The following is a 17,831-nucleotide window of genomic DNA, read 5'->3' as shown; positions in this document are numbered from 1 at the left end:
AGCCTCATTATAAGAGATATATTTTTAAGAATTCAATCCACAAATTTTATGAAAATGTCGTAAAAACAACATTGTCTTATACTTTGATGGGTTTTTACTAACGTTTCGACAGTATTCTACTTTTAACCATTTAATTGCTGACAAAGCATGTTACTTTCGAAAAGTTTCGTCGTTTCTTGCGCTATAAATTGTGCGGAATATTGATAATATGTTTCAACACTCCAATGATAAATCATGCCTGTAATGACGGACGCATAATACGTGGCAGCAATTTGAGGTGCCGGCATCTTGTCTTTTACTAAAGTTAAAAATTGGTTATAGATTTCAGAAGAAAGTCTTTTCATAAAAGAATCGCTAAAAGTTAAAAATGTGTGGAAGGCGACATAGTGCTGTTCGACATAGCTAAAAATGGCATGTTGTACACCGTATTGAAAAAAGAAAGTTGGAGATGGCTCTGAATGCTGAGCCATAATCCCACAAATATCTTCAATAAAATCCAAAACAATTTGATTTTGTAAGTGTTCCTTTGTTTGAAAGTGCATGTAAAATGTAGAGCGATTAATATTACAACGAGCGACGATATCTGTAATCGAAACAACGGTAGAGCCTCTTTCTTGAACTAAAGAAATATACGTTTGCTTGATTAAGTTACGTGAATGCTGTGCACGACGGTCTTTTTTTACCTTCATAAAAACACCCCACAATTTTTAATTTTCGGTTCTAAATAAAAAATTTTGAAGAATTATTGCTATATTCGAAATTATATATTATCATAATCGAAATGACTATAATATTCTGAATATTCAATAAAGGGGGAGCGGCGGAATGAACGCATATTTGCTATTGTCAATTGCCTCAAGTATTGCACCAGAGCAAGAAATTTTAACTTTTTTTAATCGGCGTTTAAGTTATGAGCAACTTGCCCAGCGTGTAGGTGCATTGGCTAGTCGATTGGCAGCCGATGGTGTTAAACATGGGGATCGAGTGGGAGTTATTTCAACAAATAGCCCGGAAGTGGTAGAAAGTTTTTTTGCAGCATTCCAACTAGGCGCAACAATTGTGCCGATTAACTATCGTGCGAAGCTGGAAGAGTTGGAGTATATGCTACGAGATAGCGAGATTAAAGTTTTACTTATTGAAGGTCGCTATGTCCAATCCATCGAGCAATTTTTAAATAATCCGATGTGCAACATTGATAAGACGATTGTAATAGGCGATGACGCATATGGTTACGAATTGTATGAAACATACATTGCGAATACTGAGCCGATGATTGACTTTGCCGACATAGATGAAGACGATATTGCGATTTTGCTCTATACGAGTGGGACAACGAGTTTGCCAAAAGGGGTCATGCTTACTTATACACAGCTAACGAATTATGTGATGGGGCATACCGAAGCGGCAACGGGCTTGCCAAATGGCGCATCGTTAACATGTGTTCCAAATTACCATGTAGCGGGGGCTACAAGTATTTGTAACTGCATTTATGGTGGTCGCCGTATTGTATTGATTCGCCAGTTTGAAGCAGATACGTGGCTAGATACGCTAGAGCAAGAGCAAGTAACACACGCATTTTTAGTGCCAACGATGCTCAAACGTATTATTGATCATCCACGCTTCGGACAAACTGATTTTTCAAGTTTACAAAGCTTATCCTACGGGGCAGCACCAATGCCATTCCCAATTATTCGTCAGGCAATTGAGATGTTCCCTTTAACAGTCGATTTTGCCAATGCTTTTGGCATGACTGAAACGACATCTACTGTCGCTGTGTTAGGGCCAGATGACCATAAGCTTGTCGGTACACAAGAAGAAATTGAACGCAAGATTGAACGTTTACATTCGGTAGGAAAGCCGTTGCCAAATGTGGACATTAAAATACTCGATGACGGTCATAATGAGTTACCTCCTAATGAAATTGGTAACGTTTACATTAAAACCGCAAAGGCGATGAAAGGTTACTGGAATCGTCCAGAAGAATCGAAAGAAACGATGATTGAAGGCTGGATCAACACAAAAGATATGGGTTACTTCGATGAGGATGGCTATTTATTTTTAAAAGGTCGCAACTCAGACATGATTATCCGTGGTGGTGAAAATATTGCACCGCAGGAAATTGAAAATGTGCTTATGGCGCATCCAGAAATTTCTGATGCAGCAGTGATAGGTGTACCTAGTGTGGAATGGGGCGAAGAGATTTTAGCAGTCGTTATTCCAAATAATGAACTTGCACCACCCGCTATTGCGGATATTACGGCATATTGTCGAGAGCGACTCGCTAGTTTTAAATGTCCTAGAATAATAGAATTTGCAACGGAATTACCACGTACATCATCAGGTAAGTTATTAAAGCGTGATTTACGTGATCAATATACTACTAACTTAGTGGAATAAAAATAGAAAGGTGATGGGGGAAATGAAATTTGAATTAACAGCAGAACAAGAATTGTTACGTAAGACGATTCGTGAGTACTTGGCGGAGCAAATAACTGAGGAGTTAATCGAGGAGTTGAAAATAACACCAGAAGGGGGACCTATTTGGAAGGCATACATTAAAAAGCTTGGTGATGATGGTTGGCTCGGTGTTGGTTGGTCAAAGGAGTATGGTGGGCAAGGTCTTACACCGCTTGAGCAATATATTTTTATCGAGGAAATAGATCGCACAGGTGTCAATATTCCGTTCATTACGCTAGAAACAGTCGGTCCAACGTTAATGAAATTAGGGACTGAGGAACAAAAAAATTATTTTCTACCAAAAATATTAAAAGGTGAAGTGGAGATAGCGATTGGCTATTCAGAACCACAAGCAGGTACTGACTTAGCTGCATTAGAAACAACAGCCGTTCGTGATGGTGATGATTATGTCATCAACGGTCAAAAGATTTTCACGACAAATGCACATATTGCTGATTATATTTGGCTTGCAGCGCGAACAGATACAACAGTGTCAAAACATAAGGGTATTTCGATATTTTTAGTACCAACGACAGACCCAGGATTTTCTGTTACGCCAATGGCACTAATGGGTGAAGAAACGAATGTTACCTATTATGAAAATGTGCGCGTACCTGCTTCGGCGCTTGTTGGTGAAGAAAATAAAGGCTGGCAATACATTACGTCACAACTTTCCCTTGAACGTTTAATGCTTTCTACATATGCGCGTATGGAGCGTATGGTGGAAGAAACATTAGCATTTGCTCAAGAAGCCGTGATTGATGGTGAACTTATCATTGATCGTCCATGGGTAAAAGAGCATTTTGCACAAATGAAGATGAATTTAGAAGTATTGCGTTTACTCAATTACCGTGCTGCATGGGGACATGACAATGAACAAGTAGCGCCATTTAGACCTTCGATGAATAAAGTGTTTGCAGCCGAAATCAATCAGCGTGTTTTTGATTCTTGTATGCATATTATGGGGCTATTTGGGCAAGTGCGAGAGGGCTCTGAATGGGCAATAGCGAATGGCGATGCAGAAAATTATGCAAAGAAACGCCTTGTGTTCTTATTTGGTGGCGGTGCCAACGATGTACAACGAGATTTAGTGGCACGTTTTGGTTTAGGCTTACGCCGTGCTTAATACAGAGGAGGGAACGAAGACATGTCATTAACAACAGAAATGCTACAATCGCTAGTCGGCATTGAATCAGAGGTGACAAAAGGCACTGATGAAGTATGCCGTCCGATGATTCGCCATTATTGCGAAGTGATGGAAGATGCTAATCCACTGTATCATGATGATGCTTATGCAAAGGCATCACGCTATGGGAAAATTATCGCACCACCAACTCAGGTGCAAGTGTATACGATGAATCCACTTTGGCCAAAAGTAGAGCGCGAAAAAAATTCAATGGAACATTTAGTAGATTTGCTAAAGGAGCATGGCTATTCTTCAATTGTTGCGACAGCGCAAGTACAAGAATATTTTGAGCCAATGAAAATTGGGGATGACATTAGTTATACGCTGTCCGTGAAAGAAATCTCACCTTTGAAGAAAACGGCACGTGGTCCAGGTTACTTCTCGACATTTTTATATACATTTTTAAATCAGCGCCATGAGATTGTTTGTAAGCAGTCATTTACAATCTTATCGTATCAAGCGCAAGTGCAACAATAGGAGGAATGGGAATGGAAGCGACGACATATGCAAGCATAACGTGGAATTCAGTTGAAGTCGGAACGGAACTGCCTACTACTTCTAGGGAGGTAACAGCAGCATTAGTTGTGGGTGGTGCGATTGCAGCAACGCATGATTATGAAAACGTCCATCACGATCATTTGGCAGCAAAGGCGGCTGGCGCAGATGATGTCTTTATGAATATTTTAACGACGAACGGACTTGTCGGTAAATATTTAACCGATTGGGCAGGACCAGAAAGTACGTTGAAAAAAATTGCGTTGAAATTAGCAGTACCCAACTATCCAAATGACACGCTCGTCTTTAGTGGACGTGTGAAAAAGAAATATGAGGAAAACAATGAATGTTTAGTAGAGGTTGAGTTTGTCGGTAAAAACAATCTAGGCTATCACGCATTAGGAGAAGGCGTCTTAGCATTACCAAGGGGGTAAAGGTGTGGAAACGATTCAAGGGAAAGCAGCAATTGTAGGAATTGGACAAACGGAATTTAGTCAAAATTGCGGAAGAACGGAATTACGAATGGCACTTGAAGCGATTCTTGCTGCTGCAGAGGATGCTGGATTAGATATAAAAGAAATCGATGGCATGGTCAATTATACGATGGATAGTGCGACACAAATAGATATTGTACGAGCACTTGGGATTCCAAACTTAAGTTACTTCAACCAAATTCCATATGGTGGTGGTGCGAGTTGTGGAACGGTTGCCAGTGCAGCAGCTGCTGTCGCATCAGGTATGGCGAACTATGTAGTTTGTGTGCGTTCCATTCGTGATGCATCTGGTCCGATGCGTTATGGCGATTTTGAGCCAACACGTGTAAGCGGAGATTTGCACATGGGCATGTATCATCCGTATGGCTTACTAACGCCAGTGTCATGGGTAGCGATGTTTGCCAACCGTTACATTCATGACTATGGCATAAAGGATGGACAGCTAGCGTGGGCACCTTTAGTAAATCGCGAAAATGCCAACCGCAATCCGAATGCAATTTTTTATAATCGCAAAATGACGATGGAGGAATATTTAGCATCGCCTATTAATGTTGAGCCATTGCGTCGACATGATTGCTGTTTAAGTACTGACGGTGCAATTGCAGTCATTGTGACAACACCAGAGCGTGCAAAAGCATTAAGACAAAAGCCAGCAATTATAGCGGGAGCAAGCCAAGGAATGTCTACAAATGGAGAAGTGATGACGAGTTATTACCGTGATGAAATTACGTTTTTGCATGAAGTAGAAGCATCAGGTAAAAAGTTATTCCAACAAGCTGGCATTACACCGCAAGACATTGATGTGGCACAGATTTATGATGCATTTAGTCCGTTAATTCCGATGCAACTGGAAGCACTTGGCTTTGTTAGTCGAGGCGAAGGGGTTGCGTTTTGTGAAGGCGGCACGCGCATTAATCGTCATGGTGAGTTACCGATTAACACAGCAGGTGGCTTAATGTCGGAAGGTTATTTACATGGTATGAATTTAATAACAGAAGGTGTTCGTCAAATTCGTGGTACATCCACAACACAAATAGATAACGTAGAAAATGTGCTTGTTACAGGTGGTACATGTGTGCCAACAAGTGGGCTCATTTTAAGAAGGGGGTAAAACAATATGGTGCAATATACGGGTATTGGCACGCCAAAGCCTAATATGAATGAAGATACGGAAATGTTTTGGCACAAGCTTCGGGAAACAAAGAAACTACATTTTCAACAATGTTGCAAGTGCGGTACGGTGTTACATCCACCGCGTCCAGTTTGTTATAACTGCCACAGTTTTGAATTGGAATGGGTTGAGGCACCTACAAAAGGAAAAATCTATTCTTATGTTGTGTATCACCGTTCGGTACACCCAGGGTTCCAAACACCGTATGAAGTCGTGTTAGTTGAATTAGAAAATGGGGCAAGAATTGTCGGCAATATGCTCGATGCTGCTCCAGATGAAATAGCAATTGGAATGCCTGTAGAAGTAGTCGTAGACGATCAGGTATATGAAGACGTATCTCTTATTAATTTTAAAAAAATATGAGGAGGGTTCGTAATGGATTTTCATTTAAATGATATTCAAAAGGAGTTTAAGCAAACAGCTCGGAAGTTTTTTAAAGAGAAGTGTGGGCTGGAGGAATTACGTGCCTTTGAAAAAAATCCACATCATTATTCAGAAAAGCTTTATAACGAACTGGTGGAGCTAGGCTTTGTCGGTCTTGTTGTGCCAGAGCAATATGGTGGATTTGGTGGAGACTTTTTAGATTTATCGATTGTCATGGAGGAAGCGGGTTGGGGCTTATTCCAAGGACCTTTCTTATCAACAATCGTGAGTGGTGTAATGCCAGTGCTTACACATGGTACGGAGACACAGAAAGAAAGTTGGCTACCCGCATTTGCAAATGGTGAACAGAAAGTCAGCTATGCCATTGCAGAGCCACATGCCCATAACAAATTGGAGCATCTGTCGCTAGAAGCGGTTTTTGCTGGAGATAAATATGTGGTAAATGGTACGAAGTTATTTGTTCCTTTTGCACAGTCAGTTGAAAAGTTATTTGTCGTAGCACGTACAGATCAGGGTGCTGTTGGTTCAAAGGAAGGGTTGACAGTTTTCCTTATTGATAAGGCTACAAAAGGAATTGAAGTGAAAGACATTCCAACGATTAGTGCAGACGGTTTATGTGAAGTGCAGTTTAATCATGTGGAAGTGTCTGCTGAGCAAATCGTAGGCAAGGTTGGAGAAGGGTTCCGAGTAGCTAGCGACATGCTAACATTTGCGACAGCATTAAAATCTATTGAAATGACGGGTGTACTCAGTCGAGCAGTTGATATTACATCCGATTATGTTAAGGAACGTCATCAATTTAATGTGCCAATTGGTTCGTTCCAAGCGGTTCAACATCGCATGTCGGATATGTTAACAATTGTTGAGGGCGGTCGTCTAGCAGCCTTTCATGCTTTTTCAAGATTAGTAGAAGGCAAAGATGCGACAACAGAAGTAGCCATTGCAAAAGCTTGGCTTAGTCAAGAAGGACAAAAAGTAGTGACGGGTGCACATCAACTACACGGTGGGATGGGGATTGATTATGACTATCCACTACAGTTTTGTTACCGTCGCTTTAAAGGGCAACAACTAGAATTTGGTACGTCAGAAGTGCATCTGCGTAATCTAGGTGAATGGTTGTCCATAAAGCCAGAAGAACCTTCAAAAGTATCTAGTATGTAAGGGGGGAGTAAATGAAGAATTCAGCGTTAACTCATCTGAAGGTACTTGATTTATCCTGGCATATTGCAGGACCCTATTGTACAAAAATATTGGCGGATTATGGAGCTGAAGTTATTAAAGTTGAACGTCCTGAAACGGGTGATCCATCAAGAGCGGCTGGTCCTTTTAAAAATAATGAGGAAAATTTAAATGCGAGTGGTCTATTTGCTTACTTAAATAATAATAAACAAAGTATTACACTCGATTTAAAATCAGAGCAAAGTATTCGTGTTATCAAGCAGTTAGTGAAGGTTATGGATTTACTTGTTGAAAACTTTGCACCAGGTGTGATGCAGCGACTTGGCTTAGATTATGAAACGTTAAAGGCAATTAATCCAAAGCTTGTCGTGGTATCGATTTCAAACTTTGGGCAACAGGGAGAATTTGCACACTATAAGGCAACGGAGATTATTACGCAGGCAATGAGTGGTTTCTTATCTTCAGTAGGTGAGCCAGATCGAGAGCCAATACGTGCAGCAGGACAATTACGTATTTTAGAGTATATTACAGGTACGTTTGCAGCATCATCGGCGCTAGCGGCATGTCGAGAGGCTCGTGAAGCGGGAGTAGGTGCGCATTTAGATATATCCATTGCGGAAATGGGTTTAATACAGCGTTCCTATCCAACTGTTCAAAACTCTTATCCGACAAGTGTTTTTAAGTATGAGGGACGTTATGTCATGCTGCCAGGTATTGAACAATGTAAGGATGGGCATGTCGGCATAAGTGTTCTAACAGGACAACATTGGCAAGGATTCTGCTTTATGATTGAGGCGTATGATTGGGTAGAAGATGAGCGTTTTACAACGTTACCGCAACGATTAATTCATAGGGACATTTTCCAAGAGCGTCTTGATGCGTTTTTAATGGAGCATACGACTGAAGAAGTGCTTGCTTTAGGCAATGAATGGCGTGTACCTGTAACGCTTGTTCCAACTTTTGAAGACTTACTTTCTTTAGAGCAGTATGTAGAACGTGAATTTTTCGTCGAGGTCAATCATCCAGAGCTTGGCATAATGAAGCAACCTGGTGCACCGTTCCGAATGTCGAAAACACCTTGGTCGATTCGTACAAGCGCACCTTTATTAGGTGAGCATAACGAAAAAACATTCAAAGCATTTTATGATAAAAGTACACAAATGTAGAAAGGGTGAATCATATGCATCAACCATTAAAGGGCGTACGAATTTTAGATTTGTCGATGTGGTGGTCAGGCCCAATGTGTACGTCTTATCTCGGTGCACTTGGTGCGGAAATTATTAAGTTGGAATCGATTCAATCACCGGATGGTTTCCGCTTTATGTTAACATCCCCGAAGGAAGATTGGTGGGAGTTTGGACCACAATTTAACGCTGCCAATCATAATAAATTAGGTGCGACGCTTAATTTAAATGACGAAGAGGGAAAAGCGTACTTTAAAAAAGTTATGGAAAAATGCGATATTGTCATTGAAAACTACACACCACGCGTCATGGAAAACTTTCAATTAACTTATGACGTGCTATCTCAGTATAAGAAAGATGTGATTATGTTATCGATGCCAGCCTATGGGAAAACAGGGCCATATCGTGACCAGCCTGGGTTTGCGTATACATTTGAAATGCTATCAGGCATTGCACAATTAAATGGTTACCAAGATGGTAAACCGATGACTGTACTTGGCGTCGCTGATGTATTAGCAGGCTTTCATGCGGCAGCTGCCTTGCTAATTGCACTAGAGCATCGAGATCGTACTGGTGAAGGACAGGAAATTGAGCTTGCGCAAAATGAAGGTTGCGTGAATTATATGGGCGCACCTATTGCGGACTTTATATTGAATGGCGAAAATTGGAGCCGTGTCGGTAATCGTCAGCCAGGAATTGCCCCACAAGGTGTATACCGTACACAAGGTAAAGATAGTTGGGTTGCGATTTCCATCACTTCGGATGAAGAATGGCAAAGATTATGCCAAGAAATGAATGCACAATCGCTCCTAAACGATGAGCGTTTGAAGACGGCGGCAGGGCGCTTTGCTGCCCATGATGAGTTAGATGCTATTATTTCGAAGTGGACACAGCAGGAGACACATCATGCAATTGCATCACGTCTACAAAAAGTCGGTGTGCCAGCAGGTCCTGTGTTGGAAGTGCATGAAATGGAGCATGATCCATTTTTAAAAAATATGTATCAAGAAGTAACAAGGGAGTATGTAGGGACACATTTATATCCTTCATGGCCAATTAAATGGAACAATGAACGTGTTTTACATAAAGCACCCGCGCCGTTACTTGGTCAGGATAATGAGTATGTGTTTAAGGAGTTATTACAACTTTCAGATGAAGATTATAATAGCTTGCTAGAAAAAAATATTATCGGCAATAAAATGCTTAGCTAAAGCGAGGGAGCGTAAATGACTATTAAAATAGGAACGAAATTCACATGCCCAAAATGTCAAAGCGAATTCATTATTATGAAAATCGGCGAAGGACAGCTAACTTGCTGTGGGCAGAAGATTAGTGAGAAAAAGTAAGGAGTGATGTACGATGGCGAATCAATTAGGAAAACGCTTTGAATGTTTGGAATGCGGAAGTGAAGTAATGTGCATCAAATCCGGTGAAGGTTCTGTACAATGCTGTAACAAAAATATGCAGGTGAAAAAACCAGTCGCATTACCAACAGCGGACTAAAAATAGGAGGTCGTTTTATGAAGCAGCAAACACTTAAGGGCTGTAGAATTCTAGAACTTTCGACAACGCATGCAACGAGTTTTGCTGCTGAATTATTACGGCTGCAAGGAGCATATGTAGAAAAAGTAAGTTTGAAGCAACCTTTCTTTTGTGATTCACAGAAGGTGCTTACATCATCGGTACAAACAGTGAGTGAATGGGATATTGTACTAACGGACGACAGTATGTGGAGATATGCGTGTTTTCCAAAAGCAGTCACAGTATTCATTAACTTTCATTCTTTTCAAACAGGTGATGAGCGTGAACTACAAGTAAAAGCAGGCTGGCTTAAAGAAAGTGAGCAAGAAACATCCCCTTCTATTGCCATTGGAGGTTTCCCCGCCTCATTATTAGTGGCAGCTCATATTGCTTTTGTCACAGTTTGTCAGTTACTTGAAGGGCGGCGCGAATCCACAGTAGTGGTGCATGTAGCCTCGATTTTAGCGAGTGCCCTACATGGTCGACTGTTTACGAAAGAAGAACAAGAGATTGTGCCGATGATGCTAACCCCTGCTGTGGATGGTCATCTGTTCATTGGTGCGCCAAGTGATGAACAGTGGGCATTTTTAACTCGTTGGGCACAATTAGATTTGCCAACTTGTATGACACAATTTGAAAGACTGTTGCAAAAAAGTGATATCGAGGCATCACTAAGTAAGTGGAGTTCAAGTCAATTACGGCAAGAGCTAATGACACTTGGGCAAACGTTTCGATTGCCATTTGCTAATGTCCAATCGCATCAGGAAGTAATACAATGTCCCCAACATAAAAGTAGAGGTTTTATTAAACAACAACGCATTATCCGTTCCCCATGGATCATGTCAAAAGGGCTGGCAGCAAACCAGCCCTTTTCTTTTACCAGTTTTAAGGAGTTACAAATTGTGGATTTGACAGCGATGTGGGCTGGTCCGTATTGTACACGATTATTTGCAGATTTAGGAGCTACAGTAATTAAAATCGAAGCGCCACATCGGCCAGATGGCATTCGTGGTAAGTCGGGGTCAACGCCATTTTTTGAAGAGCTCAATCGCAATAAAAAATCAGTCATTTTAGATTTGAACGTGGAGGAAGATAAAGAGATACTGTTACGTCTCATTGAAGACAGCCATATTGTCGTTAATAATTTTAGCCCGCGTGTAATGGGGAATTTTGGTTTGACAGATGATGTACTACAGCTACACAATGCGTCAATTATTCATGCATCGTTATCCGCATTTGGTCAAACAGGACCTTATCGAGATTATGTAGGCTACGGGTCCACACTAGAGTCAATGAGTGGAATAGTAGCACAAACATTAGATCATACAGGAACTCCTACGCTACCACCATTTTCTATAAGTGACATGCTAGCAGGTGTCATGGGTGCCTTTTCGATTATTCTTGCCTTGTATGAACAAACAACAACGCATGCAGCCTATATGATTGATGTTTCGCAATATGAAGTAGCGACGATGATAGCTTGGGTTCCTTATAAGCATACATCTGATGCATCATATGTCAAAACAATGCATAAATGTGATGACAATATAATAGAAGAAACACCAATTTCGTGGCAAGAACAGAAAGGAAGAGCCCCTTATTTTGGTGAGCATACAACTTATTACAAGACACATTATTCCAAAGAAAAGAGGGATTCACTATGACTTATCAATTTATCAATATAGCCAAACAGCAAGGCGTTGCTTACATACAGCTAGTAGACAGTAAAACACAAAATGAATGGCATGCACCCTTTATTCAAGAGTTACGAGATGTGGCTATTTATTTGCGTGATGCAACGGATATTAAAGTAGTTGTTGTCGGTTCGAGTGCAGATGAATTTTCAATTGGCAGTAGTCTGCCTGCGATTGTAGAGGAAGATGTTCCACAACAATATCAGACAGTATGCCTTGCAACAGAAGCACTTGAACTATGGGCAAAGCTACCATATCCAATTATTATGGCGATTCATGGGCAATGTACATCATTAGCATTTAGCTTTGCTTGTATTGCAGATATCCGAATAATTGCGGAGGATGTGCAATTCGCGGTACCTGAATTAGCTTACGGATTAGTGCCAGCCGGGGGCATTACACAGCGATTGCCAAGGTTAATTGGTAAAGGCGCTGCAATGAATGTCTTGCTTGGTCAGTCTACTGTAACTGCGGAGGAAGCGATGGCGCTAGGCTTAGCTACAACACAAGTAACACGTGAGGAGTTGTGGCAATCGGCTTGTGCAGAAGGATTGCGTCTAAGCGAGCTCTCTACTTTATCATTACAATATACGAAGGAATGCTTATATCGTGGAAGCGAGCTACCATTTGAGCAAGGCTTACGTTTAGAGTTAGATGTCTATTTATTATTACAAACTTCACGTGATCGTATGGAAGGTGTACAGGCATTTTTAGAGAAGCGCAAGCCACATTTTATTGGAGAGTAGGAGGAGATGACATGGAATCAATCGTTTTATTAGAGCGAGATGAAAATATAGCCATTATTACATTGAATCACCCTGAAAAATTAAATGCTGTTAGTGTGGCGATGCGTGATGCACTGTATGAACAAATTTTAGCCGTACAGGCTGACCCTACAATCGATGGCGTTATTTTACGAGGCAATGGCAAAGGATTTTGTGCAGGTGCAGATTTAAAAGAATTTGGTACAATACCTTCCGTCATTGAAAAACGAAAAATTCGGATTCAGCATGATATTTGGGATGAATTCCGTCGATGCTCTAAGCCGATTGCCGCTATTTTACATGGCTTTGCGGTTGGCTCTGGCATTGAGATGGCGATGATTTGCGACTTTCGTTTTGCAGCACCAAAAACAAAAATTTCTTTGCCTGAATGTGCACTAGGTATGTTACCGGCAGCTGGCGGAACACAAAGCCTGCCCCGATTAATGCGTCATGGTTGGGCGATCGATTTTGCGATGAAAGGTTATTATTTGTCAGCTGAGGAAGCGAAGGCTCGTCAAATTGTCACGGACATTTTTGAAGAAGAGCATTTATTTGATGAAGTATTAAGTTTTATGAAGCGTATAACGACGTATCCTAAGACAGCACAGCAAATTAAACGATTAATTTCTAGTGGTATGGATCGATCGTTAGAGCAAGGGCTTGCATTTGAACAAACCCTTGTAAAGGAAAGTTATAAACAACAGGTCATTGCAAATGGCTAGTGTTGCTTTTCAAGAAAGTCTTGTGTAATTTTTGCTGTATATTCTTGCACGATTTTTTCCATTTGTTCTTTAATGTCATCATTAAAACGGGAAAGAGGGAGAAGAATCGTTAGCGCGGCTACAGGCTCTTCACTATTCCCCCAAATAGGCGCAGCAACACCAATCATTCCATCTGCCCGTTCTCCAAGGCTCCAGGCATAGCCATCTTGCTTGATAGTGGAGAGCTGTTGCTTTAGAAGCTCAATATCTAGCGTAGTTTCTGTATGTTGGATATAGGTAGTGCGATTAAAATATGTTTGTAGATCTTTAGGCGACATGTAGGCCATATGTAATTTACCGATAGCGCCGTAATATAATTCATATTCTTCTCCTAGTGGAGTGGTTACTTTTAAGGCATGTTCACTTTCAACTCCTGATAAAAAGAGGTGTTTATTACCTGAGCGTATAGATAAGTAAACAGACTCCTTTGTTGTAGCTGCAAGTTCCACCATGTATGGCTGGGCAATAGAGACAATATCTGGCGAATGAAAGCGATTGACGATTTGGAAAATAATTGGCCCTGGCTGATACGTTTTATTTTCGGAATTTTTTAATAGCATACCACGGTCAGTTAACGTAACTGCTAAACGAAAAGCCGCTGTTTTACTAATTTGTAGCTCGCGCTCAATATCAACTAGCCCGATTGATTGGTATTTTAAAAATAATGTGAGTAATGAGATGGCATTATCCACAGTGCTTAATCGGTGGACGGTTTTAGTATTATCCATAGTTTTCACACCTTTCCGTTTTTAGAAAATTGCGATTATAGCAATTAAGTACTTATTATATATATATGTTGCTCGAAATACAATATTTGTTATGAAGAATGATAAAGTCGCTCACCAGCAATCCATGTTTCTAATACTTGCATGTTTTGGAGCTGATAAAGGGTGCAGTTTACAGGATGTTGTTTAACAATAATAAAATTAGCGTCAAAGCCTGGTGCAAGTTGCCCTATTTGGTGTTGCTCACCGATAACTAAAGCGGCATGAGTCGTATAAAGGTTAAGCGCATTTTGTCTTGAAACAGCCTCTCGTATATTTACTTGTAAGCCATTTTTACTTTGCCTTGTACATGCAGCATGCAAACCAAGCCAAGGGGAGATAGGCGCAACGGGTGCATCTGAACCAGCTGCGACTGTTATGCCATGTTGTAGTAAAGAATTCACTGGATAGAGCCAACAGTGTTCATTATCGTCTACTTGCTGTAAGTACCGATCTCCATGAATATCGATAAACGGAGGATTTGTGACAACCTGTATTTGGTGTTCATGTATCATATCGAAAAAAGCTTCGGGACATAAACTTAAGTGTTCAAAACGACAAATTCCGTTTACTTCAGGGAGTTGCTGACGTACTGTTTTTAATGCATCAATAGCATGCCAAACCATCTCAGGATTTACAACATGAATTGCAACAGGGCTATTTGCGAGAAATGCTTGTTTCATCATTTGTACAATGGCATCCTTTGTAGGATAAATTTCTGGCATTGTCTCCAACACAATTTTTAAGGCATTCCGTTTAAATATTGGTATAGGTTGTAGATGATTTGCTAGGTCATCAAAGTGTGGGCTACCGGTCATCCAGTGAACTGGAATTTTCCAAAAGTGTTGAGCAGCTTTTTTCCATATTGCAAGCTGAGATACTGATGTAGTTGGAGATGCATCACAAACAGTAGTAATCCCTAAAGATAGAAGCTTTGCTTGTAAAGCTTCTATGCCCACTAACCACTGTTCTTCAGGTAATTTCGGTAAAACAGATTCATTTAGTAAAGCATCTGCTCCATGAATAATACCTGTAGGCTGTCCAAGTGAATCAAGCTCAATATGGATGCCGTCATTAGGATGATTTTCTAAAGCTTGTTTGAAATAGTCCCAACCCTTACTGTTTAACACGGATGTATGCCGCGTTACATAGCGTACACGGATTGGGTGATTGGTAGAAAGCTCATCCAACATTGCCATAGATAAAGGTTCTATATGGGGGAAATGAAAAGGATGATAGCCATTAATACGAACCCAATTACCGTTTGGAATATGTGAAATTTGCTTACGAAGATATGCAAAAAGTGCCTCTTTCGTTTCGTATGATGTTGGTATATGTATACTAAACTGTTCGCTAACCATCGCTTGCAAGTGACAATGTGCATCGATAAAACCAGGCAAAATTACCTTTTGCTGTGCATCAATACTTATTTTAGCTTGATAGGGTGAAGAATCATTATGCCCAAATAGAGCAATGATTTTTCCGTTATGAATGGCCATACTTGTAGCGATTGGTACAGACGTTGATTGTGTTAAAATAACGGCATTATAAATAAATAGATCGATTTGTTGTACCATAAGTTGGCTCCTTTCCATAAGAAGTGCTATTATCTTAACATAAAAAGACAGAATAATAGAATAATTAAGTAGAGGTGTAAAAATGCAAAATCAAAAGCTTTTAAATTGGCAAGTTGTTACATTGCCGATTCCTTATGATTTACGTAGTGTTAACTGCTATGTAATTGAAGAGCCTTCTGGAATTACAATTATTGATACAGGTGACGATAATGCTGAGTCGAAAGAAATATGGCGGCGGGTCATTGGTCAACGACGAGTTAATCGTGTACTTATCACACACTTGCATATTGATCATTTTGGCTTGGCAAAATGGCTCCAAGATGAGTATGAGACAACTATTTGGATGTCTCAACGAAGTTACGAGGAATTTACGAGCAGACGGGAACGCTTTGAAAACGGAATTACTGAGGATGGAAGTTTATCTTTTCTGGCTGATTATGGGATGGTGCAAGATAAAGCGGCATCTGCAGTATTTAATCGATTCGAACCATTCCAAGTACATGTAGATGTTATTTTTTCGGAGCATCAAATGATTGAAAGTGAAACATTTAATTTACAGCCAATTTGGACACCTGGACACTCGCCAGATCATTATTGCTTTTATGAAAAAGAGGCAGGCGTGTTATTTTTAGGTGATCATTTATTAGAAATTATTAACCCGATTGTTATGCCTTCTACACACATGCAAAATCCTCTTGCCTTATATTTAGCGACATTTGAAAGCTTAGGTCAATTGAAAATTCATGATGCATTGCCAGCACATGGGACACAGATTGAAGACTTTAATGAGCGCGTATCAAGATTGATGGTTCATTATACTGACAAATGTCAGCAAATTTTAAAAGCAATACCTGAGGAAGGGGCGACCGCACAGGAAATTACGAATCAGGTGTATGCACATAAGCCAGCAGAGCTTCGAGGGGCTGCATTTATTCAAGTGATTACCTTTGTACATTATTTAATGGAACGCAATTATTTAGTACGAAAGCGTAAAGGTCAAAGTTACAATTTTTATCGAAGCAGTTTGACAGTTGAAAAGCCATTTACACTTTGTTAAGCGTATGCGCACTATATTTTTCATGATAAATTAAGTGTATTTTTGCCGACATGGCAAGAATATACTTATTTTTATTTTAGTCAAAAAACTAAGATAGTTCTTTTCTTAAATAATAAAATGGTAGATTATGCTAAAATTAATGTAAATAGTTGCTTATTGGATTTCCAGAAAGGGTGCATGAAAATAGATATTAGGAAAATTCGCTATTTTATAATGGTCGCAGAAGAATTGAACTTTAGTCGTGCTGCAGAACGTCTCAGAATGGCACAACCTCCTTTAAGCCAAGAAATTCGTAAATTGGAAGAAGAATTGGGCGTACAACTTTTTCATCGTACAAAAAGAATGGTTGAACTGACGGATGCTGGAAAGATATTTTTAGCAGGTTCTCAACAAACGTTGTTGCAGTTAGAAAGAACAATAGAAGAAACACAACTTGCTGCTGAAGGTAAAATAGGAAACTTAATAATCGGTTTTGTCGATTCTACAGAAATTGTTATAGAAGTGCTGAATGTATTTCGAGAACGCTTTCCTAAAATCAATCTTATGTTGCGTGAAATGACAACGGAGCAGCAAATAAAGGCACTTAATGAAAAACAAATTCATATTGGATTTATTCGGTCTAACCAGAATAACGAAATACTATCTTCTGAAGTTTGTTCTGAAGAATCTTTAACAGTAGTTTTACATCAAGATCATCCTTTTGCCAAATGGTCCGAAATTCCAATCGAGTTGTTAATTGGTGAACCATTTATTTTGTTTCCGCGTCAAATGGGCTCAAATTTTTATGATTTAATTATTAGCTACTTTTGGGAGCATGGCGTAAATTTAAATGTAGTTCAAGAAGCGATTCAAATGCATACGATTGTTAATTTAGTTGCAACAGGAATGGGCGTTTCTGTCGTCCCTTCATCTGTAGAAAGTTATAAACGTCCTGGTGTTATCTATAAAAAAATCCAACAAACTACACCAAAAGTAAACCTTTATGTTTGCTGGAGAAAAGATGAAACATCTGCAGTAGCAGAACATTTCTTAACAGTTGTTCGAGAGGTATATTCGCTTTTACATCTTGACCATCAAAAATAAAAGCCCATCCACATGGGATGGGTAGGAGGGATTGTTAGTTAGTTCAATCTTTATCATGCA

General features: G+C 40.0%; 18 protein-coding genes. 15 read left to right on the top strand and 3 right to left on the bottom strand.

Features of this window, described 5'->3' with window-relative positions; genetic code table 11:
* Positions 1-122 precede the first annotated feature (122 nt).
* Positions 123-689, bottom strand: a complete 567-nt coding sequence (locus ACIP9G_RS13130) for a TetR/AcrR family transcriptional regulator (RefSeq protein ID WP_401019890.1) — start codon at positions 687-689, stop codon at positions 123-125.
* Between the two features lie 136 nt (positions 690-825).
* Between ACIP9G_RS13130 and ACIP9G_RS13125 the strand changes: the two genes are divergently transcribed.
* From ACIP9G_RS13125 to ACIP9G_RS13065, 13 genes are all read left to right on the top strand, one after another.
* On the top strand, positions 826-2,397 hold the full coding sequence (locus ACIP9G_RS13125) for a class I adenylate-forming enzyme family protein (protein WP_401019888.1): 1,572 nt from the start codon (positions 826-828) through the stop codon (positions 2,395-2,397).
* Between the two features lie 22 nt (positions 2,398-2,419).
* Positions 2,420-3,583, top strand: coding sequence for an acyl-CoA dehydrogenase family protein (locus tag ACIP9G_RS13120; protein ID WP_401019885.1), 1,164 nt, complete (start codon positions 2,420-2,422; stop codon positions 3,581-3,583).
* A gap of 21 nt (positions 3,584-3,604) precedes the next feature.
* Positions 3,605-4,120 carry a MaoC family dehydratase gene (locus tag ACIP9G_RS13115; protein ID WP_401019883.1) on the top strand — a complete coding sequence of 172 codons (516 nt, stop codon included), beginning with the start codon at positions 3,605-3,607 and terminating at the stop codon, positions 4,118-4,120.
* An 11-nt stretch (positions 4,121-4,131) separates the two neighbouring features.
* The gene (locus ACIP9G_RS13110; protein WP_401019880.1) at positions 4,132-4,572 is read left to right on the top strand and encodes a hotdog family protein; all 441 of its coding nucleotides are present in this window, start codon (positions 4,132-4,134) and stop codon (positions 4,570-4,572) included.
* Positions 4,573-4,576: 4 nt separating this feature from the next.
* Positions 4,577-5,743: a thiolase C-terminal domain-containing protein gene (locus tag ACIP9G_RS13105; protein WP_340822600.1), complete on the top strand. Its 1,167-nt coding sequence runs from the start codon at positions 4,577-4,579 to the stop codon at positions 5,741-5,743.
* 6 nt (positions 5,744-5,749) lie between these two features.
* Positions 5,750-6,166, top strand: a complete 417-nt coding sequence (locus tag ACIP9G_RS13100; protein WP_401019876.1) for a Zn-ribbon domain-containing OB-fold protein — start codon at positions 5,750-5,752, stop codon at positions 6,164-6,166.
* Positions 6,167-6,178: 12 nt separating this feature from the next.
* Entirely contained in the window at positions 6,179-7,348 is a 1,170-nt protein-coding gene (locus ACIP9G_RS13095; protein WP_401019873.1) for an acyl-CoA dehydrogenase family protein, read from the top strand.
* 11 nt (positions 7,349-7,359) lie between these two features.
* Positions 7,360-8,532 (top strand): CaiB/BaiF CoA transferase family protein, encoded by a 1,173-nt coding sequence (locus tag ACIP9G_RS13090; protein WP_401019871.1) that lies wholly within the window; start codon positions 7,360-7,362, stop codon positions 8,530-8,532.
* 14 nt (positions 8,533-8,546) lie between these two features.
* Positions 8,547-9,761: a CaiB/BaiF CoA transferase family protein gene (locus tag ACIP9G_RS13085; protein ID WP_401019868.1), complete on the top strand. Its 1,215-nt coding sequence runs from the start codon at positions 8,547-8,549 to the stop codon at positions 9,759-9,761.
* A gap of 148 nt (positions 9,762-9,909) precedes the next feature.
* Entirely contained in the window at positions 9,910-10,053 is a 144-nt protein-coding gene (locus ACIP9G_RS13080; RefSeq protein WP_340822610.1) for a hypothetical protein, read from the top strand.
* A gap of 17 nt (positions 10,054-10,070) precedes the next feature.
* Positions 10,071-11,735, top strand: coding sequence for a CoA transferase (locus tag ACIP9G_RS13075; RefSeq protein ID WP_401019866.1), 1,665 nt, complete (start codon positions 10,071-10,073; stop codon positions 11,733-11,735).
* Positions 11,732-12,511, top strand: a complete 780-nt coding sequence (locus tag ACIP9G_RS13070; protein ID WP_401019864.1) for an enoyl-CoA hydratase/isomerase family protein — start codon at positions 11,732-11,734, stop codon at positions 12,509-12,511. Before ACIP9G_RS13075 ends, ACIP9G_RS13070 begins: the two co-directional genes overlap by 4 nt.
* 11 nt (positions 12,512-12,522) lie before the next feature.
* Positions 12,523-13,251, top strand: coding sequence for an enoyl-CoA hydratase/isomerase family protein (locus ACIP9G_RS13065; RefSeq protein ID WP_401019862.1), 729 nt, complete (start codon positions 12,523-12,525; stop codon positions 13,249-13,251).
* Here the strand turns inward: ACIP9G_RS13065 and ACIP9G_RS13060 are convergent.
* Together ACIP9G_RS13060 and ACIP9G_RS13055 are read right to left on the bottom strand one after the other, a co-directional pair.
* Entirely contained in the window at positions 13,248-14,018 is a 771-nt protein-coding gene (locus tag ACIP9G_RS13060; RefSeq protein ID WP_340822616.1) for an IclR family transcriptional regulator, read from the bottom strand. The two genes, ACIP9G_RS13065 and ACIP9G_RS13060, sit on opposite strands and share 4 nt — an antisense overlap.
* An 89-nt stretch (positions 14,019-14,107) precedes the next feature.
* The gene (locus ACIP9G_RS13055) at positions 14,108-15,631 is read right to left on the bottom strand and encodes an amidohydrolase (protein WP_401019859.1); all 1,524 of its coding nucleotides are present in this window, start codon (positions 15,629-15,631) and stop codon (positions 14,108-14,110) included.
* A gap of 82 nt (positions 15,632-15,713) precedes the next feature.
* Between ACIP9G_RS13055 and ACIP9G_RS13050 the strand changes: the two genes are divergently transcribed.
* Entirely contained in the window at positions 15,714-16,688 is a 975-nt protein-coding gene (locus ACIP9G_RS13050; protein WP_401019856.1) for an MBL fold metallo-hydrolase, read from the top strand.
* 183 nt (positions 16,689-16,871) lie between these two features.
* On the top strand, positions 16,872-17,771 hold the full coding sequence (locus tag ACIP9G_RS13045; protein WP_401020174.1) for a LysR substrate-binding domain-containing protein: 900 nt from the start codon (positions 16,872-16,874) through the stop codon (positions 17,769-17,771).
* Positions 17,772-17,831 lie beyond the last annotated feature (60 nt).

Source organism: Lysinibacillus sp. NPDC093197 (assembly GCF_044754025.1).
Lineage (GTDB): Bacteria > Bacillota > Bacilli > Bacillales_A > Planococcaceae > Lysinibacillus.
The sequence above is the reverse complement of the archived record's forward strand: the minus strand, read 5'-3'. Positions and strand labels throughout refer to the sequence as shown.

Excerpts from the sequence above, each read along its gene's own strand:
- ACIP9G_RS13130 (WP_401019890.1), bottom strand. The coding sequence starts at position 689 with ATGAAGGTAAAAAAAGACCGTCGTGCACAGCATTCACGTAACTTAATC.
- ACIP9G_RS13125 (WP_401019888.1), top strand. The coding sequence starts at position 826 with ATGAACGCATATTTGCTATTGTCAATTGCCTCAAGTATTGCACCAGAG.
- ACIP9G_RS13120 (WP_401019885.1), top strand. The coding sequence starts at position 2,420 with ATGAAATTTGAATTAACAGCAGAACAAGAATTGTTACGTAAGACGATT.
- ACIP9G_RS13115 (WP_401019883.1), top strand. The coding sequence starts at position 3,605 with ATGTCATTAACAACAGAAATGCTACAATCGCTAGTCGGCATTGAATCA.
- ACIP9G_RS13110 (WP_401019880.1), top strand. The coding sequence starts at position 4,132 with ATGGAAGCGACGACATATGCAAGCATAACGTGGAATTCAGTTGAAGTC.
- ACIP9G_RS13100 (WP_401019876.1), top strand. The coding sequence starts at position 5,750 with ATGGTGCAATATACGGGTATTGGCACGCCAAAGCCTAATATGAATGAA.
- ACIP9G_RS13095 (WP_401019873.1), top strand. The coding sequence starts at position 6,179 with ATGGATTTTCATTTAAATGATATTCAAAAGGAGTTTAAGCAAACAGCT.
- ACIP9G_RS13090 (WP_401019871.1), top strand. The coding sequence starts at position 7,360 with ATGAAGAATTCAGCGTTAACTCATCTGAAGGTACTTGATTTATCCTGG.
- ACIP9G_RS13085 (WP_401019868.1), top strand. The coding sequence starts at position 8,547 with ATGCATCAACCATTAAAGGGCGTACGAATTTTAGATTTGTCGATGTGG.
- ACIP9G_RS13080 (WP_340822610.1), top strand. The coding sequence starts at position 9,910 with ATGGCGAATCAATTAGGAAAACGCTTTGAATGTTTGGAATGCGGAAGT.
- ACIP9G_RS13075 (WP_401019866.1), top strand. The coding sequence starts at position 10,071 with ATGAAGCAGCAAACACTTAAGGGCTGTAGAATTCTAGAACTTTCGACA.
- ACIP9G_RS13070 (WP_401019864.1), top strand. The coding sequence starts at position 11,732 with ATGACTTATCAATTTATCAATATAGCCAAACAGCAAGGCGTTGCTTAC.
- ACIP9G_RS13065 (WP_401019862.1), top strand. The coding sequence starts at position 12,523 with ATGGAATCAATCGTTTTATTAGAGCGAGATGAAAATATAGCCATTATT.
- ACIP9G_RS13060 (WP_340822616.1), bottom strand. The coding sequence starts at position 14,018 with ATGGATAATACTAAAACCGTCCACCGATTAAGCACTGTGGATAATGCC.
- ACIP9G_RS13055 (WP_401019859.1), bottom strand. The coding sequence starts at position 15,631 with ATGGTACAACAAATCGATCTATTTATTTATAATGCCGTTATTTTAACA.
- ACIP9G_RS13050 (WP_401019856.1), top strand. The coding sequence starts at position 15,714 with ATGCAAAATCAAAAGCTTTTAAATTGGCAAGTTGTTACATTGCCGATT.